This window comes from Rhodanobacter sp. Root179, assembly GCF_001428465.1.
Lineage (GTDB): Bacteria > Pseudomonadota > Gammaproteobacteria > Xanthomonadales > Rhodanobacteraceae > Rhodanobacter.
This window is the reverse complement of the sequence record NZ_LMHR01000075.1, coordinates 60,034-77,535: the sequence shown is the minus strand read 5'-3', so window position 1 is coordinate 77,535 and position 17,502 is coordinate 60,034. Positions and strand designations below refer to the sequence as shown.

17 protein-coding genes are annotated in these 17,502 nt (G+C 67.2%); 3 read left to right on the top strand and 14 right to left on the bottom strand.

Features of this window, described 5'->3' with window-relative positions; translation table 11 throughout:
• Window positions 1-11 precede the first annotated feature (11 nt).
• The 3 genes from rimI to ASD82_RS09145 are packed head-to-tail and all read right to left on the bottom strand — an operon-like array spanning window position 12 to window position 1,776.
• Window positions 12-503: a ribosomal protein S18-alanine N-acetyltransferase gene (gene rimI, locus ASD82_RS09155; protein WP_056717523.1), complete on the bottom strand. Its 492-nt coding sequence runs from the start codon at window positions 501-503 to the stop codon at window positions 12-14.
• Window positions 504-505: 2 nt separating this feature from the next.
• Entirely contained in the window at window positions 506-997 is a 492-nt protein-coding gene (locus ASD82_RS09150) for a hypothetical protein (protein ID WP_056717522.1), read from the bottom strand.
• On the bottom strand, window positions 994-1,776 hold the full coding sequence (locus ASD82_RS09145; RefSeq protein ID WP_056717521.1) for a phosphatidylcholine/phosphatidylserine synthase: 783 nt from the start codon (window positions 1,774-1,776) through the stop codon (window positions 994-996). The genes ASD82_RS09150 and ASD82_RS09145 overlap by 4 nt, the downstream gene beginning before the upstream one ends.
• Window positions 1,777-1,887: 111 nt before the next feature.
• Here ASD82_RS09145 and ASD82_RS09140 point away from each other — a divergent pair, with 111 nt between their 5' ends.
• The 3 genes from ASD82_RS09140 (at window position 1,888) to ASD82_RS09130 (ending at window position 4,714) form a co-directional block, all read left to right on the top strand.
• Window positions 1,888-2,310: a DUF4124 domain-containing protein gene (locus ASD82_RS09140; RefSeq protein ID WP_235580675.1), complete on the top strand. Its 423-nt coding sequence runs from the start codon at window positions 1,888-1,890 to the stop codon at window positions 2,308-2,310.
• 112 nt (window positions 2,311-2,422) lie between these two features.
• Complete coding sequence (locus ASD82_RS09135) at window positions 2,423-4,120, top strand: proline--tRNA ligase (protein ID WP_056717519.1); 1,698 nt, start codon at window positions 2,423-2,425, stop codon at window positions 4,118-4,120.
• A 270-nt stretch (window positions 4,121-4,390) separates the two neighbouring features.
• A complete protein-coding gene (locus tag ASD82_RS09130; RefSeq protein WP_056717518.1) occupies window positions 4,391-4,714 on the top strand; it encodes an H-NS histone family protein in 324 nt (107 codons plus the stop codon).
• 274 nt (window positions 4,715-4,988) lie between these two features.
• On the opposite strand, the gene ASD82_RS09125 is transcribed toward ASD82_RS09130, so the two are convergent.
• The 11 genes from ASD82_RS09125 to ASD82_RS09075 all read right to left on the bottom strand — a co-directional run bounded on the left by ASD82_RS09125 (window position 4,989) and on the right by ASD82_RS09075 (window position 17,502).
• Window positions 4,989-6,272, bottom strand: coding sequence for a threonine/serine exporter family protein (locus ASD82_RS09125; protein ID WP_056717517.1), 1,284 nt, complete (start codon window positions 6,270-6,272; stop codon window positions 4,989-4,991).
• A complete protein-coding gene (locus ASD82_RS09120) occupies window positions 6,269-6,715 on the bottom strand; it encodes an NfeD family protein (RefSeq protein WP_056717516.1) in 447 nt (148 codons plus the stop codon). The genes ASD82_RS09125 and ASD82_RS09120 overlap by 4 nt, the downstream gene beginning before the upstream one ends.
• 10 nt (window positions 6,716-6,725) lie before the next feature.
• Complete coding sequence (locus ASD82_RS09115; protein ID WP_056717515.1) at window positions 6,726-7,676, bottom strand: SPFH domain-containing protein; 951 nt, start codon at window positions 7,674-7,676, stop codon at window positions 6,726-6,728.
• Between the two features lie 49 nt (window positions 7,677-7,725).
• The gene (locus ASD82_RS09110) at window positions 7,726-9,105 is read right to left on the bottom strand and encodes an ATP-binding protein (protein ID WP_056717514.1); all 1,380 of its coding nucleotides are present in this window, start codon (window positions 9,103-9,105) and stop codon (window positions 7,726-7,728) included.
• Window positions 9,106-9,136: 31 nt separating this feature from the next.
• A complete protein-coding gene (locus ASD82_RS09105; RefSeq protein ID WP_056717513.1) occupies window positions 9,137-9,466 on the bottom strand; it encodes a hypothetical protein in 330 nt (109 codons plus the stop codon).
• Window positions 9,467-9,601: 135 nt separating this feature from the next.
• A complete protein-coding gene (locus ASD82_RS09100) occupies window positions 9,602-10,948 on the bottom strand; it encodes a sigma-54 dependent transcriptional regulator (RefSeq protein ID WP_056717512.1) in 1,347 nt (448 codons plus the stop codon).
• Between the two features lie 87 nt (window positions 10,949-11,035).
• Window positions 11,036-12,271 carry an FtsX-like permease family protein gene (locus tag ASD82_RS09095; protein WP_056717511.1) on the bottom strand — a complete coding sequence of 412 codons (1,236 nt, stop codon included), beginning with the start codon at window positions 12,269-12,271 and terminating at the stop codon, window positions 11,036-11,038.
• A gap of 14 nt (window positions 12,272-12,285) precedes the next feature.
• Complete coding sequence (locus tag ASD82_RS09090; RefSeq protein WP_056717510.1) at window positions 12,286-13,605, bottom strand: ABC transporter permease; 1,320 nt, start codon at window positions 13,603-13,605, stop codon at window positions 12,286-12,288.
• A 61-nt stretch (window positions 13,606-13,666) separates the two neighbouring features.
• Complete coding sequence (locus ASD82_RS09085) at window positions 13,667-14,917, bottom strand: FtsX-like permease family protein (RefSeq protein ID WP_056717509.1); 1,251 nt, start codon at window positions 14,915-14,917, stop codon at window positions 13,667-13,669.
• 16 nt (window positions 14,918-14,933) lie between these two features.
• On the bottom strand, window positions 14,934-16,247 hold the full coding sequence (locus ASD82_RS09080) for an ABC transporter permease (RefSeq protein WP_056717508.1): 1,314 nt from the start codon (window positions 16,245-16,247) through the stop codon (window positions 14,934-14,936).
• Between the two features lie 61 nt (window positions 16,248-16,308).
• The gene (locus tag ASD82_RS09075; RefSeq protein WP_056717507.1) at window positions 16,309-17,502 is read right to left on the bottom strand and encodes an alpha/beta hydrolase; all 1,194 of its coding nucleotides are present in this window, start codon (window positions 17,500-17,502) and stop codon (window positions 16,309-16,311) included.

Genomic DNA, 17,502 nt, shown 5'->3' with positions numbered 1-17,502 from the left:
CAAAAGCTCCGTTACCCATTTCCAATATGGCCTTCGGCCATATTGGGCTCGAGTGCCATCACGATCGCATCCTCGCGCCCGTCGCGGGCCGGGTAATAGCGCGGGCGCCGGCCGATCTCGCTGAAGCCCACCGATTCGTACAGCGTCTTGGCCAGCGGATTGGACGGCCGCACTTCCAGGAAGACCCGCTCGGCACCGTTCCAGCGGGCGATGTCCAGCAGCCGACCCAGCAGATGCCGACCCAATCCGCGGCCGCGCCAGTCCGGGCCGATGCAGAGGTTCAGCACGTGCGCCTCGCCGGCGCCCATCGACAGGATGCCGTAGCCGGCAATCACCCCGTCCACACACAACACCCAGCACGGGTGGCCGGCCTTGACGCAGTCGCCGAAGATGCCCGGCGACCAGGGGAATTCGTAGGAGGCCTGTTCCAGCGCACTGACCGTGTCCAGGTCGTCCAGGCGCATGCCGCGCACCTGGATCGCCGGCTTGATCACCGCCACCACGATCAGTGCTCCGCCATGGCCAGCGCGCGGCGCACGCTGCGCAGCGCATTCCACAGCCGGCGTTTCGCGTCGGCACGACCCAGCACCAGGGCCGGTTCGTCCGCCAGCACGATCTGCGCGCGATTCATCACCGCGGCGGGCAGCGCCCGTCCCAGCGCATGCGCCTGCGCCTCGCCGAATACCAGATAGGCCTGCGCTTCGGGTACGTCCGCGGCGAGTTGCCCGTCGCTGACGACCAGGCGCGCGGCGCGACCCAGTACGGCGCCGCAGGTATTCAGCGCGCGCCCGATCAGGTCCAGCTCGCGCGTGTCGCAGCCCTCGGGCAGGATCACCACGCACGCCACCGGACCGGCCGTGGAAACCGCCTGCGCCGCTTCGGGCATCGGCACGGCTGCCGCAGGCATCGCCTTGCGCACCCAGGGTGTCACGCCCAGCGCCCGCAGCACGCGGTCGCGGTGACCGGCGTCGACCGGCTGTTGCGCCAGGCCACTCATGCCGCGTTGCGCCTTGCGCGTCGGCGATGCGTGGTCAACCCCCAGATCGTCCACACCGGGCCCGACAACAAGTAGATCGTGAAGCCGGCAAACAGCACGCGCGCCGTGTCCAGGATCAGCAGGGCAATCAGCAACACGGCAGCCACCATCCAGGCGAACGGCACCAGCTGGTGCTTGCCCATCGGCAGCGACTTGAAGCTGAAATAGCGGAACCGGCTGACCATCAGCAGGCCGACCACGATCGCGATCACCGGCGTGACAAAACAGAAATCGCTGCCAGCCAGGCCGAACTTGTCCACGCTCCACACGAAGGACATGCACACCGCTGCCGCAGCCGGACTGGCCAGCCCCTGGAAATAGCGCTTGTCGGCCACGCCAACCTGGGTATTGAAACGGGCCAGCCGCAGCGCAGCGCAGGCGGCGTACACGAACGCCGCGGCCCAGCCCAGCTTGCCCCACAGCGGGCCAAACTCGCGCAGCGCCGACAGCGACCACGTATACATCACCAGCGAAGGCGCCAGTCCGAAGCTGACCAGGTCGGACAGCGAGTCGTACTGCACGCCAAACTCGGTCTGGGTGCCGGTCATCCGCGCCACGCGGCCGTCCAGGCCATCCAGCAGCGCGGCGACGAACACGGCGACGGCAGCCTCGGTGTAACGACCGCCGATGCTGGCGATGATCGCGTAGAAACCCGCGAACATCGCCCCGGTGGTGAACAGGTTCGGCAGCAGGTAAATACCCCGGTGGCGGGGTGGCCGGACGGGCGAAAGCTCGCTCATGAATCAGGACCGTGACAGGATGCGCGCAGTGTAAACCATCGGGTGCTTGAGTCCGGACCGGTGGAGTGTTAACAAGGTAAACCTGATTATTCCCTGGAAATGGAGAACACCATGCGTCGTTCGCTGATTGCCGTGGCGCTGTTGCTGCTGGCACCACTGGCCACCGCTCAGGTCTACAAATGGACCGATGCCAGCGGCACCGTGCATTACTCCGAAGCGCCACCGGCGCAGGGCACCAAGTTCGAAAAGGTGACCACCACCGGCACCGCGCAGCCGCTGGCTCCGCCACCGACCAGCGAAACGGCCGGTGCGCGCGAAGCCCCGGCGCAGCCCGCCCAGCCGGTGGCGGATACCCCGGAAAACCGGGCCAGCCTGTGCGCCACGCTGAAATCCAACATCGGTGCACTGCAGGGCGGCGGCCCGGTGGTGATGCAGCAGAACGGCAAGTCGGTGGCGCTGGACGATGCCCAGCGCAAGCAGCAGGTCGCCTCGGCCCAGGCGCAGTACGACCAGTTCTGCCAGCAGGCCCGCTAAGCCGCGGTCGGCCCGGCGCCGCGAATCGGCGGCCGGGCCGGCATGACGCCTCGGGCGTGACTCGCGGCCGGCCGCTACACTAGGCGTTTCCACCACGCCGGAACCACCCGTCATGCGCCTCAGCCAATTCCATCTGGCCACCGTCAAGGAAGTCCCTGCCGACGCCGAAATCGCCAGCCACCAGCTGATGCTGCGCGCCGGCATGATCCGCAAGCTCGCCTCCGGCCTGTACACCTGGAGCCCGCTGGGTCTGCGCGTGCTGCGCAAGGTCGAGCGCATCGTGCGCGAGGAAATGGATCGCGCCGGGGCGCTCGAATTGCTGATGCCGACCATCCAGCCCCGCGAGCTGTGGGAAGAAACCGGCCGCTGGGCGAAGTTCGGTCCGCAACTGCTGAAGATCAGGGATCGCAAGGAGCAGGAATTCTGCTACGCGCCCACCGCCGAGGAAGTGATCACCGATTACGCCCGCAACGAGCTGAAAAGCTACAAGCAGCTGCCGGTGAACTTCTACCAGATCCAGACCAAGTTCCGCGACGAGATCCGCCCCCGTTTCGGCGTGATGCGCGCCCGCGAATTCCTGATGAAGGACGCCTACTCCTTCCACCTTACCCAGGAGTCGCTGGCCGAAACCTACGCGGCGATGTACCAGGCGTATTCGCGCGTGTTCACCCGCCTCGGCCTGACCTTCCGCGCGGTGCAGGCCGATACGGGTGCGATCGGCGGCAACGCCAGCCATGAATTCCAGGTGCTGGCCGATTCGGGCGAGGATGCGATCGCGTTTTCCGACGGCTCCGATTACGCGGCCAACCTGGAGAAGGCCGAGGCGCTGGCGCCCGCCGCCGCGCGCCCTGCTGCCGCGACCACGCTGCAGCGCGTGGACACGCCCACCCAGAAGACCATCGACGACGTTTCCGCCTTCCTCAAGGTCAGCCCGCGGCAATGCGTGAAGACCTTGCTGGTGCGCGGTCGCGACGGGCTGGTCGCGCTGTGCCTGCGCGGCGATCACGAGATCAACGAGGTCAAGGCCGGCAAGCTGGCCGAGCTGCCCGATGAGTCCGTGCTGGCCAGCGAAGAGGAAATCCTCGCCGCCACCGGTACGCGCCCCGGCTTCATCGGCCCGGTCGGCCTGCCCGAATCCATCCCCGTGATCGTCGATCGCGACGCCGCCGTGCTCGCCGACTTCGTCTGCGGCGGCAATGCCGATCGCACGCATTACAGCGGCGCCAGCTGGGAACGCGATGCCCGCATCACCCGCATCGCCGACCTGCGCAACGTGGTCGAGGGCGACCTGTCGCCCGACGGTCATGGCGTGCTGCACATCGCCCGCGGCATCGAGGTCGGCCACGTGTTCCAGCTGGGCACGAAGTACGCCGAGGCGCTCGACGCCAGCGTGGTCGATGAAACTGGCAAGCTGCAGGTGATGACCATGGGCTGCTACGGCATCGGCGTCAGCCGCATCGTCGCCGCGGCGATCGAGCAGCGCCACGACGATGCCGGCATCGTCTGGCCCGAGGCGATGGCGCCGTGGCGCGTCGCCGTCTGCGTGATCAACCCGAAGCATTCGCCGGCCGTCAGCGCGGCCGCCGAAGCGCTGTACCAGGCGCTGGGCGAACGCGGCATCGAGGCCGTGCTCGACGATCGCGGCGTGCGCGCCGGCAGCATGTTTGCCGACATGGAGCTGATCGGCATTCCGCATCGGGTGGTCGTCAGCGAACGTGGACTGGCAGCCGGCACGCTGGAATATCGCGGCCGCGAGGACAGCGAAAGCCGTTCGCTGGGCGAAGACGAACTGTTTGCCCTGCTCGCCTGACCACTGCACTGATGTACCGACCGGAACGGCCGCCTTGTGCGGCCGTCTCCTTGTGCGCAACGGTGAAACGGGTCACAAATCGCTTATTGGAGTGCGGCGCGATTAACCGGTTAATGTGAAGAACGTTTCACAAACCCCCGCGCTTTACAAGGATTCGGCGAATAAGCGAGAATAAGAATTGCAACAATTTCAAGTCAGGCCGATGCATTCCCCATAATGTCTTCGGCACATAACCAGATCATTATTCACAAGCTCAACCGGGAGTCACTCATGGCCGTCGATATCAAGAACCTCAATCACAACCAGCTGAATGACCTCATCTCCAAGGCGCAGGTCCGCCAGAATGAGCTGCGCAAGGAAAAGGTGGTCAAGCTGCGCGAGAAAGTGCACGCGCTGATCAAGGCCGAGGGTTATGCCTTCGAGGACATTTTCGGCAGCACCCGCGGCAAGGCCAAGCGCAGCACCGGCACGGTGGCTCCCAAGTATCGCAACCCGGCCAATCCGGCGCAGACCTGGTCCGGTCGTGGCAAGCGCCCGCACTGGTTCAACGACGCGCTGAAGGCCGGCAAGAAGGAAAAGGATCTGGCGATCTGATCGCCGGTTTCATTGGGTAATGAAAAACGCCGGCCTTGGGTCGGCGTTTTTTTGTGTGGGTTCCGGGACAAGAGCGGTTTTGCCTGGTTCCTCCCACTGCGAAGCAGGGGGAGGTCAGGAGGGGGTGGCTTTTGATCTTGGCGGGGTCAGGTCAAGAGCAACCCCACCTCAATCCTCCCCTGCCTTGCAGGGGAGGAGGCGATCGTGCCGTGTGGGTTTGTCTTCGGGGTCGGTCGCAGGAATTTCGATGTTTGCGACTTCGGCGACTTTTTATTTATAGGGAGCGTCTTGGCGAGATCAGCAGGTCGCCGAACATCAGTCCCGCCACCAGCGATACCAGCAGGGTGACCAGCAGCAGGCCGGTGTCTAGGCTCAGCGTGGTATCGCGTTCCATCAGGAACGACACGCTGCGGAAGCCCACGCTGCCGGGTACCAGCAACAGGATGCCGGGCTCGCGGATGACCGCGCCCGGCCGTTGCGCGTAACGGGCGTAGACGTTCGCCATCGCGCCCAGCAGCAGGCCACCCAGGAATACGCCCACCGGCGCGCCGGACAGCGAGCTGGAGATCTGGCCGCCCCAGCGCGTGGCCAGGTAGCCGACCACCACCGCCACGATCACCACCGGCCAGTCGCGTTTGGCCGCCCGGAACAGGATCGCGAAGGCGATCGCCGCCACCAGCAGGGCCGGGTAATCGGTCCACGTCGGCAGCGCCGGCAAGGCGAAGTCGCGTGCCTTGATGCCGAACGCGGCGCACAACTGGGTCGCCGCGATGGTGCCGAAGGTGAGCTTGAGCAGGGTCGACATCGCGCCGCCCATGCGCGCCATGCCGGAGACCAGGTGCTGGCTGGATATCTCGCGCACCGCGGTGGTCAGCGACATGCCCGGCACCAGAATGATCAGGCTGGCCAGCACCACCGACTTGATCGCCAGCGGCACCACAAAGGCGCTCACCACGATCGCCACCGTGGTCGCCACCAGGGCGCAGATGGCGTCGCTGGCCACCGCCAGTTGCGGCCGGCTGCCGGCCAGCAGGGTGATGCAGCCGATGATCACGCCGATCACCGCCGCCACCACCAGGTCGACCCAGGAACTGTGCAGGAACAGCGCCGCGATGCTGGCCGCCGACAGGCCGTAACTGACGATCGAGCCGATCTTCTCGCGCCGCGTGTCCGGCCGCCCCAGCTCGCGCAACAGGCGAAAGCCCTCGCGCAGGTCCAGCTCGCCGGCGATCGCCCGATCGGCGATGTCGTCGGCCCGGCACAGCCGCTCCAGGTTCACCTCGCCCGGCGCCAGCCGCATCACCTGGGTGGTCTGCGCCACGCCTTCCTCGCCGCCCTGGGCCAGGTCGGAGAAGGAAATGATGATGGCGGTGGGACTGGACCACACATCGGCCGACAGCCCCAGGCGCTGTGCCACCCCGGCCACGGCCATCTCCAGCCGCGGCGCGGTGGTGCCGTACTGGTGCAGCCGCCGCGCCAGTTCCAGCGCGAACGCGATGCGCGTGGTGATGGCCGTGGTGGCGAACTGCTGCTGGCTGATGACGTCGCCCGCGCTCATGCCGTCGCGCGTACCTGCAAGGTGGTGCCGTCGACCGCCACCACTTCCACCACCGCACCTGCCGGCAGGTCGGGGCCGCTGACCAGCCACTGGCCGTCGCCGACCCGGGCCTTGCCGCGACCGTTGACGATCGGCTCGATCAACGGATAACGCTGGCCGATCAGCTGCTCAGCGCGCCGGTTGAGCCGCTCGCCACCGGACACGCGGCGCTCCAGCCGCGGTCGCAGCCAGCGCGCGTAGCTGACGCAGAAGGCGAACGCCAGCAGCCCGAACAGGATCGCCTGGGCCAGCATGCCCAGCGTCGGATCCGCCCACAGCACCACGCCCATCGCGGCGGCGGCCAAGCCGATCCACAACAGGAAATAGCCCGGCAACAGCAGCTCGCCCGCGATCAGCAGCAGCGCGAGGATCCACCACAGGTAATGCGTCGACAGTTCCCACATGGTCGTGCCCTCAGCGCAGCGGCGGCTGGATGACGCCGGGCTTCTGTTGCTGGCCCAGCGATTCCTTCGCCAGCTCGGCAATGCCGGCCAGCGAGCCCAGGATGCCGGTGGCCTCGATCGGCAACAGCAGCATCTTCTGGTTCGGCGACTTGGCCATTTCCTTCAGCGCGTCGACGTAGTTGTTGGCGACGAAATAATTCAGCGCATTGACGTTGCCGTTGGCGATCGACTCGGACACCATCGAGGTGGCCTTCGCCTCGGCCTCGGCCGAACGCTCGCGCGCCTCGGCGGCACGGAAGGCAGCCTCCTTCTCGCCTTCGGCGGCCAGGATCACCGACTGCTTCTCGCCCTCGGCCTTGAGGATCGCGGCCTGGCGGAAACCCTCGGCGTCGAGGATGTTGGCGCGCTTCTCGCGCTCGGCCTTCATCTGCCGCGCCATCGCGTCGACCAGGTCGCGCGGCGGCGCAATGTCCTTGATCTCGATGCGGTTGACCTTGACGCCCCACGGATGAGTCGCCTCGTCGACGACCTTGAGCAACTTGGCGTTGATCGCGTCGCGCTGGCTCAGGCTTTCATCCAGGTCCATCGAGCCCAGCACGGTGCGGATGTTGGTCATGATCAGCGCCAGCGAGGCCTGCTCCAGATTGGAGACCTCATACGCGGCCTTGGACGCGTCCAGCACCTGGTAGAACACCACGCCGTCGACGCGCACCACCGCGTTGTCCTTGGTGATGACGTCCTGCGACGGCACGTCCAGCACCTGCTCCATCATGTTGATCTTGCGCCCGACCGCCTGATAGATCGGGATCAGGAAATGCAGCCCGGGACTCAGCGTGCGGGTGTACTTGCCGAACGTTTCCACCGTCCACTCGAAGCCCTGCGGCACGATGCGCACCAGCTTGGCCACGCCGATGATGACGACGACCACGATGACCAGCGCAAGCAGCTGTCCGATTCCCATTGCCCACCCCTTGTCCCTGAAGAAGGCTTGAGTATAGGCGAGCGGATGCTTATCGGGACTGCGGCAGGCGCAGGCTCACCCGCAGGCCACCGCCCTCGCGGTTGGCCAGCAGCACGCGGCCGCCGTGCGCTTCGGCGATCTCGCGGGCCAGCGCCAGGCCCAGGCCGGTGCCGGAACGCTTGGTCGAGTAGAACGGCAGCAGTGCCTGGGCCAGCACCGTCTCGCTCATGCCGGGGCCGCGATCGGCCACCTCGATGCGCAGCTCGTTGCCGACTTCCAGCAGCGACAGCGTGACTTCGTCTTCCGGGCCGCCGGACTCGTGCGCGTTCTTGATCAGGTTGATCAGCACCTGTTCGATCTGCACCGCGTCGAAATGCCCGGGTTGCTCGGGCACGGCGGTGGCCAGGCGGTACTGGCAATGCAGCGCCAGGCCATCCAGGAACGGCTGCCACACCACGCTCACCGGTTGCGGCGTGGGCAGCTTGGCGAAGCTGGCGTAGCCGGCGATGAAACGATGCAGGTGCAGCGCGCGTTCGCCGATGGTGGCGAATACGCCGGGCAGCCGGTCGAGCTGGCCGCGCCGGGCCAGTTCCGCTCCGGAGTGCGACAGCGAGGTGATCGGCGCCAGCGAATTGTTGAGCTCGTGGCTGATCACCCGGATCACCCGTTTCCACGTCGCCACTTCCTGCCGCGACAATTCGCGCGTCATTCGCCGGAACAGGTGCAGCCGATGCGGGCGCCCCTGCAGACGAAACGCACGCTGCGACAGGTGGAAGATTTCCTCGCTGCCTTCCATCTCCACGCTGAGCAGGGCGTCCTCGCCGGTCTCCACGGCCTTGCGCAGGGCCTCCGGGGCGTCCACCAGCAACGCGGCGAAATCCAGTCCGTGCAGGCTGCGGCCTTCGTTGAACAGATGCCGCGAGGCGATGTTGGCGTAGGCGACGCGACCGGACGAATCGGTCAGCACCAGGGCCACCGGGGTGTTCTGCACCACCGTGTCCAGCAGCAACTCGCGCTGCACCAGATGCTGGCGCTGTTCGCGCAGGGTCTGTCCCAGCGCGTTGTGCATGCGGATCAGCTCACCCAGCTCGTCGCGCCGATTGATCGCGATGGAGAAGCTGAAATCCCCGTCGCGATAGCTGGCCACCGCGCCTTCCAGCGCACGCAACAGGCGGCTGACCGGCGCCATCACCCGACCGGCCAGCCAGAACGCCAGTGGCAACAGCACCAGCGCGCTGGCCAGCAGGCCGCCATAGATGCCCAGTTGCATCGGCGCACGGATGGACAGGGCCAGGTCCTTGCGCATCCACACCAGCAGTTGTGGCAGCGGCCACTGGGTCACGCCCGCGTAGATCGCCGCGCCGGCGAAGGCGGCCACCGCCAGCAGCAGGGTCAGCCGACCGCGCAGCGAGTTCAGGCGACGCCACATCGGCCGTTCTCCTCGCGGGAAAAGCGCCCGATCAATGACACCTGGCGTCGTGGGGAGTCATCGCGCAGTCCAGCGGCGGGCGTCCGCCCAGCCAGGCGCGCTCGGTGCCGAGCACCGCGTCGCGATCCATCGGCCGCGGCGGCGCCTTGTTCCACGCCTCGCCCTCGCGACCGTCGCTGAAGCGGAACGGGCTGCTGTTGCCGTCGCCCGGCACCGCCAGCGAGCCGGCTCGATAGTCCGACGAACTGCTGCTGGACGCAGGCAGCAGGCTGAGGTCGCTGCGCAGCGCGGGTGGCGTCTGCGCCATCGCCGTCCCGCCGATCAGCGCGGCCGACAAGAAAATGATCAGGCGATATCGCATGACGTTCCCCCCACTGGATACCGATCGCCATCTTTCTACGCCTCATGGTCAAGAGCAAGCATGCCGATCACAGAACAGCGCTCGGAGTCGGTGAAGAAAACCACTTCCCGTGGTTTTCTTCCATCGCGAGTCCGCTCAGGCCGTGGTCGCCAGACCGTAGCGCTCCATGCGCCGGTACAGCGCCTGGCGCGACAGGCCCAGGTTCTGCGCGGCGCGACTGACCACGCCGCCGGCCTTGTGCAGGGCCGCCTCCACCGTCTCGCGGCTGGGCTCGTCGAGATTGCGTGCCGCGGCGGCGGTCACGTGCTGCGGCAGGTTGAGCAGCTCCGGCGTGATCACGTTGCCACCGGCCAGCAGGGCGGCGCGCTCGATCGCGTTCTTCAGTTCGCGCACGTTGCCCGGCCACGGATAGCCCAGCAAGGCATCACGCGCCGCCTCGCCCAGTTCGGCGCGGCCGTCCAGGAAGAATTCGGCCAGCGGCAGGATGTCGTCGTTGCGCTCGGAGAGCGGCGGCAGGTTTACCTCGATCACGTTGAGCCGGTAGTACAGATCCTCGCGGAACGTGCCGGCCTGGATCATCGCCTTGAGATCGGCGTTGGTCGCCGACAGCACGCGCACCTTCGCCTGCCGCGTCTTGCCCGAACCGAGCCGCTCGAACTGGCCGGTCTCCAGCACGCGCAGCAGTTTCATCTGGCCCGGCAGCGGCAGGTTGCCGATCTCGTCGAGGAACAGGGTGCCGCCATCGGCCAGTTCGAAACGCCCTTCGCGCGCCTTGTTGGCGCCGGTGTACGCACCGGCCTCGGCGCCGAACAGCTCGGCCTCGATCAGCTCGCCCGGCAACGCACCGCAATTCACCGCCACGAACGGGCCGCGCTTCACCGCCGAGTTCGCATGCATGATCGCCGCGATGCGCTCCTTGCCGGTGCCGTTCGGACCGGTGATCAGCACCGACACATCCGAACGCGCCACCTGGCAGGCCAGATCCAGCGTGCGGGCCATCGCCTCGGAGGCGAACACCAGGCTGTCCAGGTCGTATTTCTTCTGCAGCATCTCGCGTCGCTGGCGCCGCTCGCGGCGGCCCCGGTTCACCTCGCGGGTGGACTCGGACAGTTCCAGCAGGTTTTCCACTGTGGCCAGCAGCTTGTTGTCATCCCACGGCTTGGCCAGGTAATCGGCGGCGCCGGCCTTGACCAGTTCCACCGCGGTTTCCAGGTGCGTCCACGCGGTCAGCAGGATCACCGGCAAGTCGGAATGCTGCTCGCGAATCGCACGGAACAGCTCCACGCCCTCTTCGCCCGAGGTGGTGTCGGCGGTGAAGTTCATGTCCTGGATCACCACGTCGACCGCTTCGCGCTGCAGCAGCGCCAGCCCCTCGTCCGGGGTCAGCGCCACCAGCGCGCGGATCTCGTGCAACGACAACGCCAGCGACAGCGCCTCGCCCACGGCCGGGTTGTCGTCGATGATCAGTACGGTACGGGTCATCTTTTTTCTGCACATGCGGACATGGATGCCGCTCCAGCGATAAAGGTTGCCATGACCATGGTCATGCGTACACCCGGGACCGGTTATTCATGCCGAGCGCGTCGCCACCACCGGCGGCACCGCGGCGGCGCGACGCGCGGGCGCCAGCACCGCCAGCTGGCCCAGCACCAGCATCAGCGCGGCGCCGAACGGCAGGTAGATCCACGGCAGGCGCGACAACTCGTAGTGGCGCATCAGCCACAGGTTCACCGCATAGGCCAGCAGCATGCCGAGCACGATGCCGGCACCCACCACCAGCAGGTTCTCGATCTGCACGTGGCGCAGGATGTCGACGCGGCGCGCGCCCAGTGCGCGCCGGATGCCGATCTGCCGCGTGCGCTGCTGCACCCAGTAGCCGGTCAGCCCCATGATGCCCACCAGGGCCACGATCAGCACCACCAGGCTGACCCCGGACAGCAGCCACACCGCCGCCTTCGACTTGGCCAGCATGTTCGCGCGCATGTCGGCGTACATCTGGTAGGTGGGCTCGAAGCCCTGGATCATCTCCACGCCCAGCTCGCGCGTGATGGTGGCCTTGACGGCCTGGCGCACGCGCTCGGCATCGCCTTCCGCCCCCGCCCGCACGGCGAACACCGGCATCGGCCACTGCCCGGGTACGCCGGGGAAAAGCATGCTGTAGTCGATGTTGCTGCGGTTGTCCTGCTCCAGCTTGTTGCGCATCAGGTGCTCGACCACGCCGACCACGGTGCGCCGCGCCGCATCCGCGTCCCGGCCAATCCGCACCACCTTTCCGAGTGCATGGCCATCGGGGGACAGGCGATCGGCCAACGCTCGCGTGATGATCGCCGGGCCGCTCTGGTTGATGCCCACGTCCTGGTAGTCGATGCCCTGCTCGGTCGCGCTGAAATCGCGGCCGGCAACCAGTTGCAGATCCAGCGCCTCGCGCAGGTGATCGCCGATGTAGACCGCCGCATCGGCCTGGATGCCGGTCCCCTCGCCGATCACGTCACCGTTCATCTGGGCACTGGTCTCCATCGGCAGCGAACCGGCCAGACCCACCGCGGCGACTCCGGCTATGGCACGCAGCGACGCCTGCACCTCGCGCAGCCGGCTCGGCGGCCACGGCTTGCCGCGCGAGGCGATGTTCCACGCCACGACCAGCTTCTCCGGCTGGCCGATGCCGTCCGGCGCCAGGATCGGCACCAGTCGCTGCTGCAGCAGGAACAGCGCGTTGCAGGCGATCGCACAGGCCAGCGCCACCTGCAGCAGCACCAGCAGCGGCATCAGGCGATGACGAAAGAGCGGTTGGATGATGTGTCGCATGATGATCGCGCCCCCTAGCCCAGCTTGATCTGCATGGCCGGCGGCTGGCGGCACACGCGCCAGGCCGGCAGGATGCCCACCACCAGGCCGACGACCAGCGACAACAGCAGCAGCGCGGCGAATGCCGAAACACTGAAGTGCGCCGCGTCGGCATAGGCCACCGGTTGCATGCGCACGATCCACAACCCCAGCCAGGTCAGCGGCAGCGCCAGCGCGCCGCCGATCAGGCCGAGCACGCCGGTCTCGACCAGGTGTTGCGCGAACACGTTGCGCCGCGACGCGCCCAGCGCACGGCGAATCGTCACGTCCGCCTGCCGGCGCAGGAAGCGCGCCGCCAGCAGGCCGGCCACGTTGACCAGGCACAGCAGCAGGAAGGCGCCGGCCAGCGCCAGGTTGAGGCCGACGTCGTCGGGCACCACGTGGTTCATGCTCATCCACGATGGCACGCCGTACAGCGCGGCCTGCGGCGGATACACGAAACGCCCGGCCGCATGCTGCGCATCCGCGTAGCCCGCGACGAACCGGGCATACGCAGCCACCGTCGCCGGCGTATCCAGCGCCACCCACACTTCCAGCCAGCGGCACTTGTCCACCTCGGCCGACTGGAAGCTGACGACCGCCGCGCCCTTGCCGCATTCCCCCGCGGTCAGCGGCCCCACGCCCGCGGCCAGCGCCGCCTGCGCCGGCACGAAGAACTGTTCCGGCTGGCCCAGCACGTTGCCCTGGTTGCGCGGCACGTCGAGGAACTGCGTGCGCGGCTTCCACGGCGCGCTGACCCCGACCACGCGGAAACTGCCGCTGCCCAGCGACACGCTGCGGCCCACCGCGTCCTCCGTGCCGAACAGCTTTTGCGCCAGAGCGCTGTCGATCACCACCACCGGTGCCTGGGCCGCCTGCTCCTCGGCGGTCCATGACCGGCCATGGCGCAGCGGCACGCCGAACATGGCCAGCACCGGGCCATGGGCCATCAGCCCCTGCACCTGGTCGGACTGCTTGCCGTCGGGGCGACCGACCAGCGTATAGCTCTGCGCCAGCGCCACCTGCTGGCGCGCCCGCTGCGCATCGACCAGCGCCTTCGCATCCGTCAGGTTCAGATAGGCATCCGGCTTGTCGTAATCGTTGTTGTTGGCGTCGACCGCCTCGCGGGCATCCATCGTCACCACGTGCAGGTACGGACTGATGCCCGGCAACGGCTCGCCGGACAGCGCGCCGAAGATGGTCAGCGCCGTCATGCACGAGGCGATCCCGATCGCCATGGTCAGGACCAGCAGCAGGACCATCGACGGCCCCTGCCGGCAACGCCGCCAGGCCAGGTCAAGGTAGTAACGGAACATCAGCCGATCCCCCGCATGCAAGGCGCTTTTCGTGGCATCGCCATCGTTAATCCATCCATGCTCATGTCGATCGTGTCGCCACGACGGGCGGCACCGCCGCGGCACGCAACGCCGGCCCCAGCACCGCCAGCTGGCCCAGGCCCCACAGCACCAGCGCCCCCATCGGCAGATAGAACAGCGGCAGTCGCGCCAGTTCGTAGTGCTGCATCAGCTCCGCGTTCAACAGGAAGGCCAGCAGCATGCCCAGCACGATGCCGGCACCGACGATCAGGAAATTCTCGGTCTGGAAGTAGCGCAGGATGTCGCCGCGCGTGGCGCCGATGGCGCGGCGGATGCCGATGCTGCGCGTGCGCTGCTGCACCCAGAAATTGGCCAGTCCGGTGATGCCCAGCGCGGTGACGAACAGCAGGCCCAGGGCCGAAGCCAGCAGCAGGCCGATCATGGTGGTGTCGCGCTGGAAATACTTCTGGCGCAGCTGGGCGAACGTGCGCGTACTCGACGGCGGGATCAGCCGGCTCGGTTCGAGCCGGCCCAGGATATCCACCGCAGCGTCGAGCACCGGTTGGCGGTCGCGCGGCGCGCTGCGCAGCACGTAGGTCACCTCGCTGTCGCCTGGCACCGAGGGCAGCAGCACGCTGTACTGGTTCACCGAGGGCGCGCGCAGGCGCGGACGCAACAGGTTGTCCACCACGCCCACGACACGCATGGGTGGCCGGCCGCCCATGTACAGGTCGCGACCGAGCGCATCTCCGTGGTAAAGCCGTTCGGCCAGTGCGCGGGTGATGATGGCGCTGGGCACGTTCGCCACCACCCAGCCCGGCGCCGCTGGTACGTACTCGTCGGGGAGGAAATCGCGCCCGGCCACCAACTTCAGTCCCAGCGCCGCCAGTTCGCCCTCGGAACCGCTGTAGACGCTGGGCTGCACGCAGCCACTGCTGCCCTGCATCGAGCGTACCGCCATGGCCTGGTCGAGCGATTCGCGGCTGCCGCAGGTGCCGTAGCTGGAATCGCTGCGGCTCAGCGGCAGCGAATCGACCGCCACCGCGGCATGCACCCCCTGTATCGCGCGCAGGGCGGCCAGGTCTGTCGCATGCCGGACCTGCGGGTTGTCGTCCTTGTCGATGCCCACGACGTGCACCATCGACAGCTCGTCCTCGGCCAGGCCGCTGGGCAGCGTCAGCTGGCCCACGCGGTTGGCGATCATGAATGCCACGTTGCAGACGATGGCGCAGGTAAGGGCCACCTGCAGCACCAGAAGGAAGGCGGTGAGCTTGTGGTGGCGCAGGCTGGAAAGTATCGGTCGCAAGTTCATCACGGCATCCTTTCCCTCACAGGGTTTTCAGTTGCAACACCGGCGCCACGCGGCATGCACGCCACGCCGGCAACAACCCGGCCAGAATGTTGGCGGCGATGGCCAGCACCAACGTACCCAGCAGCATGGACACGTCCATCTGCGCCAGTTGTGCATAGTCGTCCGGGCGATGCCGCACGCTCCACAGGCCGAGCTGGGCGATCAGCAGGCCCAGCACGCCGCCGCCCACACCGATCACCGCCGATTCGATGCCGAGCTGCAGGAAAATGTCGCGCCGCCGCGCGCCCAACGCGCGGCGCACGCTGATCTCGCCGCTGCGGCGCAGGAACTTGGCCAACAACAAGGCCACGATGTTGGTCATGCATACCAGCAGGAAACCCAGCGCCAGCCACAGTTGCAGGCGCACGTCGCTCGGCACCAGGTTCTGATGCTGCAGCCACGCCATCAGGCCGTACAGCTGCGCGTTTTCCGGTGGACGCTGGAACCTGCCCAGTACCTTTTGCTGCGCCGAGTAGTCATGCAGGAACTGTCGGTAGCCGGCGACCTGCGCCGGGTTGTCCAACTGCACCCAGAACTGCAGCCAGCTGGTGGTGGCGCTGACCATCCGCGTCGCGGCGTGATCCTCGCCCCACCCGGTGAAATTGCCATTCACGTCCAGTCCTAGATCCATCGCTACCGACAACGGCAGGAAAAACTGGTCGGCATCGCCGAAGCGCGTGGCCGAAGCATCCGCATAGAACATGGGTTGTGGCCGCCAGTCCGCCGCCACGCCCACCACGCGGAAATCCGTCTCGCCCAGCCGCACCGTGCGCCCGAGGCTGTCGCCGTGGCCGAACAGTTTGCGGTTGAGCGTGTCGCCCAGCACCACCACGTGAGCCCGCGCCGCATCGTCCGCCGCCGACCAGCCCTGTCCGCGTTCGAACGGCACACCGAACATCGCGAAGAAATCCGCCGTGGCATAACGTCCATCGACACTGAATGGCCGCAGATCCGTCCGTTCCGGCCGCACCAGCAATTGTCCACCGGCCATCGCCGCCTGTCGCGTGCCGCGACGCGCGTCGAGCAACGCCTTTGCGTCGGGCCAGGTCAGGTTGTTGGCCGCGTCGGGCCCGTCGCTGTTCTGCCGGTAGTCCAGCGGCAACGGGTCGAGGTGCGGATAGAACAGCTGCCCGCTGCGCCCCGGCATCGGGTCATCGGTCATCACGTGCAGCACGGTGACCATCGTCATGCTCGCACCGATGCCCAGCCCGATCGCCAGCACCATCAGCGCTGTCAGCACCTTGTTGCGCTTGAGGCTGCGCAGCGCAAGATCAAGGTAGTAACCAATCATTCCATTCCCCCGAATTTCCTCGACTCATCCCGGCTGGCATAAGCCGTTTCCTGCAATCCAATTAATCGCCGCGTGTGACTTCTGCCGGTGCCGCGTCGCCGGCCTTCTGCGCCAGCGGCAGCGCGTCCGTCACCAGGTGCATCAGGAAGCGGCCCGGCTGCTCCTGCATCACCATGTGCGCCGAGTCGGCGAACAGCACCAGGTGCTTCGACGGTGCGTGGATGCGCTCGAACCACTGCTCGGCCAGTTCGTGCGAGGTGGTGTAGTCGTGCTGCCCGACGAACAGGAGCACCGGGCAACCGAAATCCGTCATGTCAGCGAGATCCACGCCGAGCAGGGACTGCAACAGGTGGTTGAGCGTGTACACGCTGCCCTTGCCGATCGCGTCGAGCTCGGCCTGGTCGTAGTCGGGCGAGAGACCCTCGGCATCGGCGTAGTAGGAGAAATCCTTGCGGCCATGAGTGAGGCCGCCGTAGTAAGTCTCCCACCTGCTGCGCGTGCCGATGCGCTGGAGCGTCATCGGCACCGTGCCCGGGTAAGGCATCAGCGCCTCCAGCTCGCGCACGGCCTGCGGGTTGTGGTCGGCCTTTGCCGCACGCAGGGCGAAGGCGAAGCCGATCTCCTCGTTCCTGCGCACGTTCACCACCTGGCCCACGCCGATGTAGGCGTGGAACCAGTCCGGATGCTGCCGGGCCAGCCGCGTACCCAGCACCGTGCCCCAGGAATGGCCGAGCAGGAAGATCTTCTGCTTGCCGTAATGCTGGCGCACGTACTGCACGACCTGGGCCGCATCGTCGGTCATGCCTTCGATCGTCATGCCCGGCGACATCTGCTGCTCGGTGTTGGCGGCGTAGGTCTTGCCCGCCCCGCGCTGGTCCCATTGCACGACGGTGAAGAAGTCCTCCCACGGCGACTGGAAGGTGTAGCTGGCCGGCATCGTCACCGCGGCCGGGCCACCGTGGAGGAACAGCAGGATCGGATTGCGCCGGTCGCGGCCGCGGATCGACAGCCACTGGTCGATGCCGCCGATGCGCAGCTTGATGCGTTCGTCCACCCCGTTCGGCGAGACGATCTTGCGCGTGTTGTCGATGATGCGGGCGACTTCGGTGCGCGAAATCATCTCCGCTGCAGCGCCGGAGGACGCGACAGGCGCGGCGGACGAAGCGGCCGTCGCCTGGGCAGCCGATGCATCGCGCCACAGCGTGCCCAGCACGGCCATCGCCACGAGAAGGAATGCGGTGCGGAACATGCTCAT

Coding starts and splice junctions, on each gene's coding strand:
- ASD82_RS09150 (WP_056717522.1), bottom strand. CDS start 997: ATGAGTGGCCTGGCGCAACAGCCGGTCGACGCCGGTCACCGCGACCGC.
- ASD82_RS09145 (WP_056717521.1), bottom strand. CDS start 1,776: ATGAGCGAGCTTTCGCCCGTCCGGCCACCCCGCCACCGGGGTATTTAC.
- ASD82_RS09140 (WP_235580675.1), top strand. CDS start 1,888: ATGCGTCGTTCGCTGATTGCCGTGGCGCTGTTGCTGCTGGCACCACTG.
- ASD82_RS09135 (WP_056717519.1), top strand. CDS start 2,423: ATGCGCCTCAGCCAATTCCATCTGGCCACCGTCAAGGAAGTCCCTGCC.
- ASD82_RS09130 (WP_056717518.1), top strand. CDS start 4,391: ATGGCCGTCGATATCAAGAACCTCAATCACAACCAGCTGAATGACCTC.
- ASD82_RS09125 (WP_056717517.1), bottom strand. CDS start 6,272: ATGAGCGCGGGCGACGTCATCAGCCAGCAGCAGTTCGCCACCACGGCC.
- ASD82_RS09120 (WP_056717516.1), bottom strand. CDS start 6,715: ATGTGGGAACTGTCGACGCATTACCTGTGGTGGATCCTCGCGCTGCTG.
- ASD82_RS09115 (WP_056717515.1), bottom strand. CDS start 7,676: ATGGGAATCGGACAGCTGCTTGCGCTGGTCATCGTGGTCGTCGTCATC.
- ASD82_RS09110 (WP_056717514.1), bottom strand. CDS start 9,105: ATGTGGCGTCGCCTGAACTCGCTGCGCGGTCGGCTGACCCTGCTGCTG.
- ASD82_RS09105 (WP_056717513.1), bottom strand. CDS start 9,466: ATGCGATATCGCCTGATCATTTTCTTGTCGGCCGCGCTGATCGGCGGG.
- ASD82_RS09100 (WP_056717512.1), bottom strand. CDS start 10,948: ATGACCCGTACCGTACTGATCATCGACGACAACCCGGCCGTGGGCGAG.
- ASD82_RS09095 (WP_056717511.1), bottom strand. CDS start 12,271: ATGCGACACATCATCCAACCGCTCTTTCGTCATCGCCTGATGCCGCTG.
- ASD82_RS09090 (WP_056717510.1), bottom strand. CDS start 13,605: ATGTTCCGTTACTACCTTGACCTGGCCTGGCGGCGTTGCCGGCAGGGG.
- ASD82_RS09085 (WP_056717509.1), bottom strand. CDS start 14,917: ATGAACTTGCGACCGATACTTTCCAGCCTGCGCCACCACAAGCTCACC.
- ASD82_RS09080 (WP_056717508.1), bottom strand. CDS start 16,247: ATGATTGGTTACTACCTTGATCTTGCGCTGCGCAGCCTCAAGCGCAAC.
- ASD82_RS09075 (WP_056717507.1), bottom strand. CDS start 17,502: ATGAGCATGTTCCGCACCGCATTCCTTCTCGTGGCGATGGCCGTGCTG.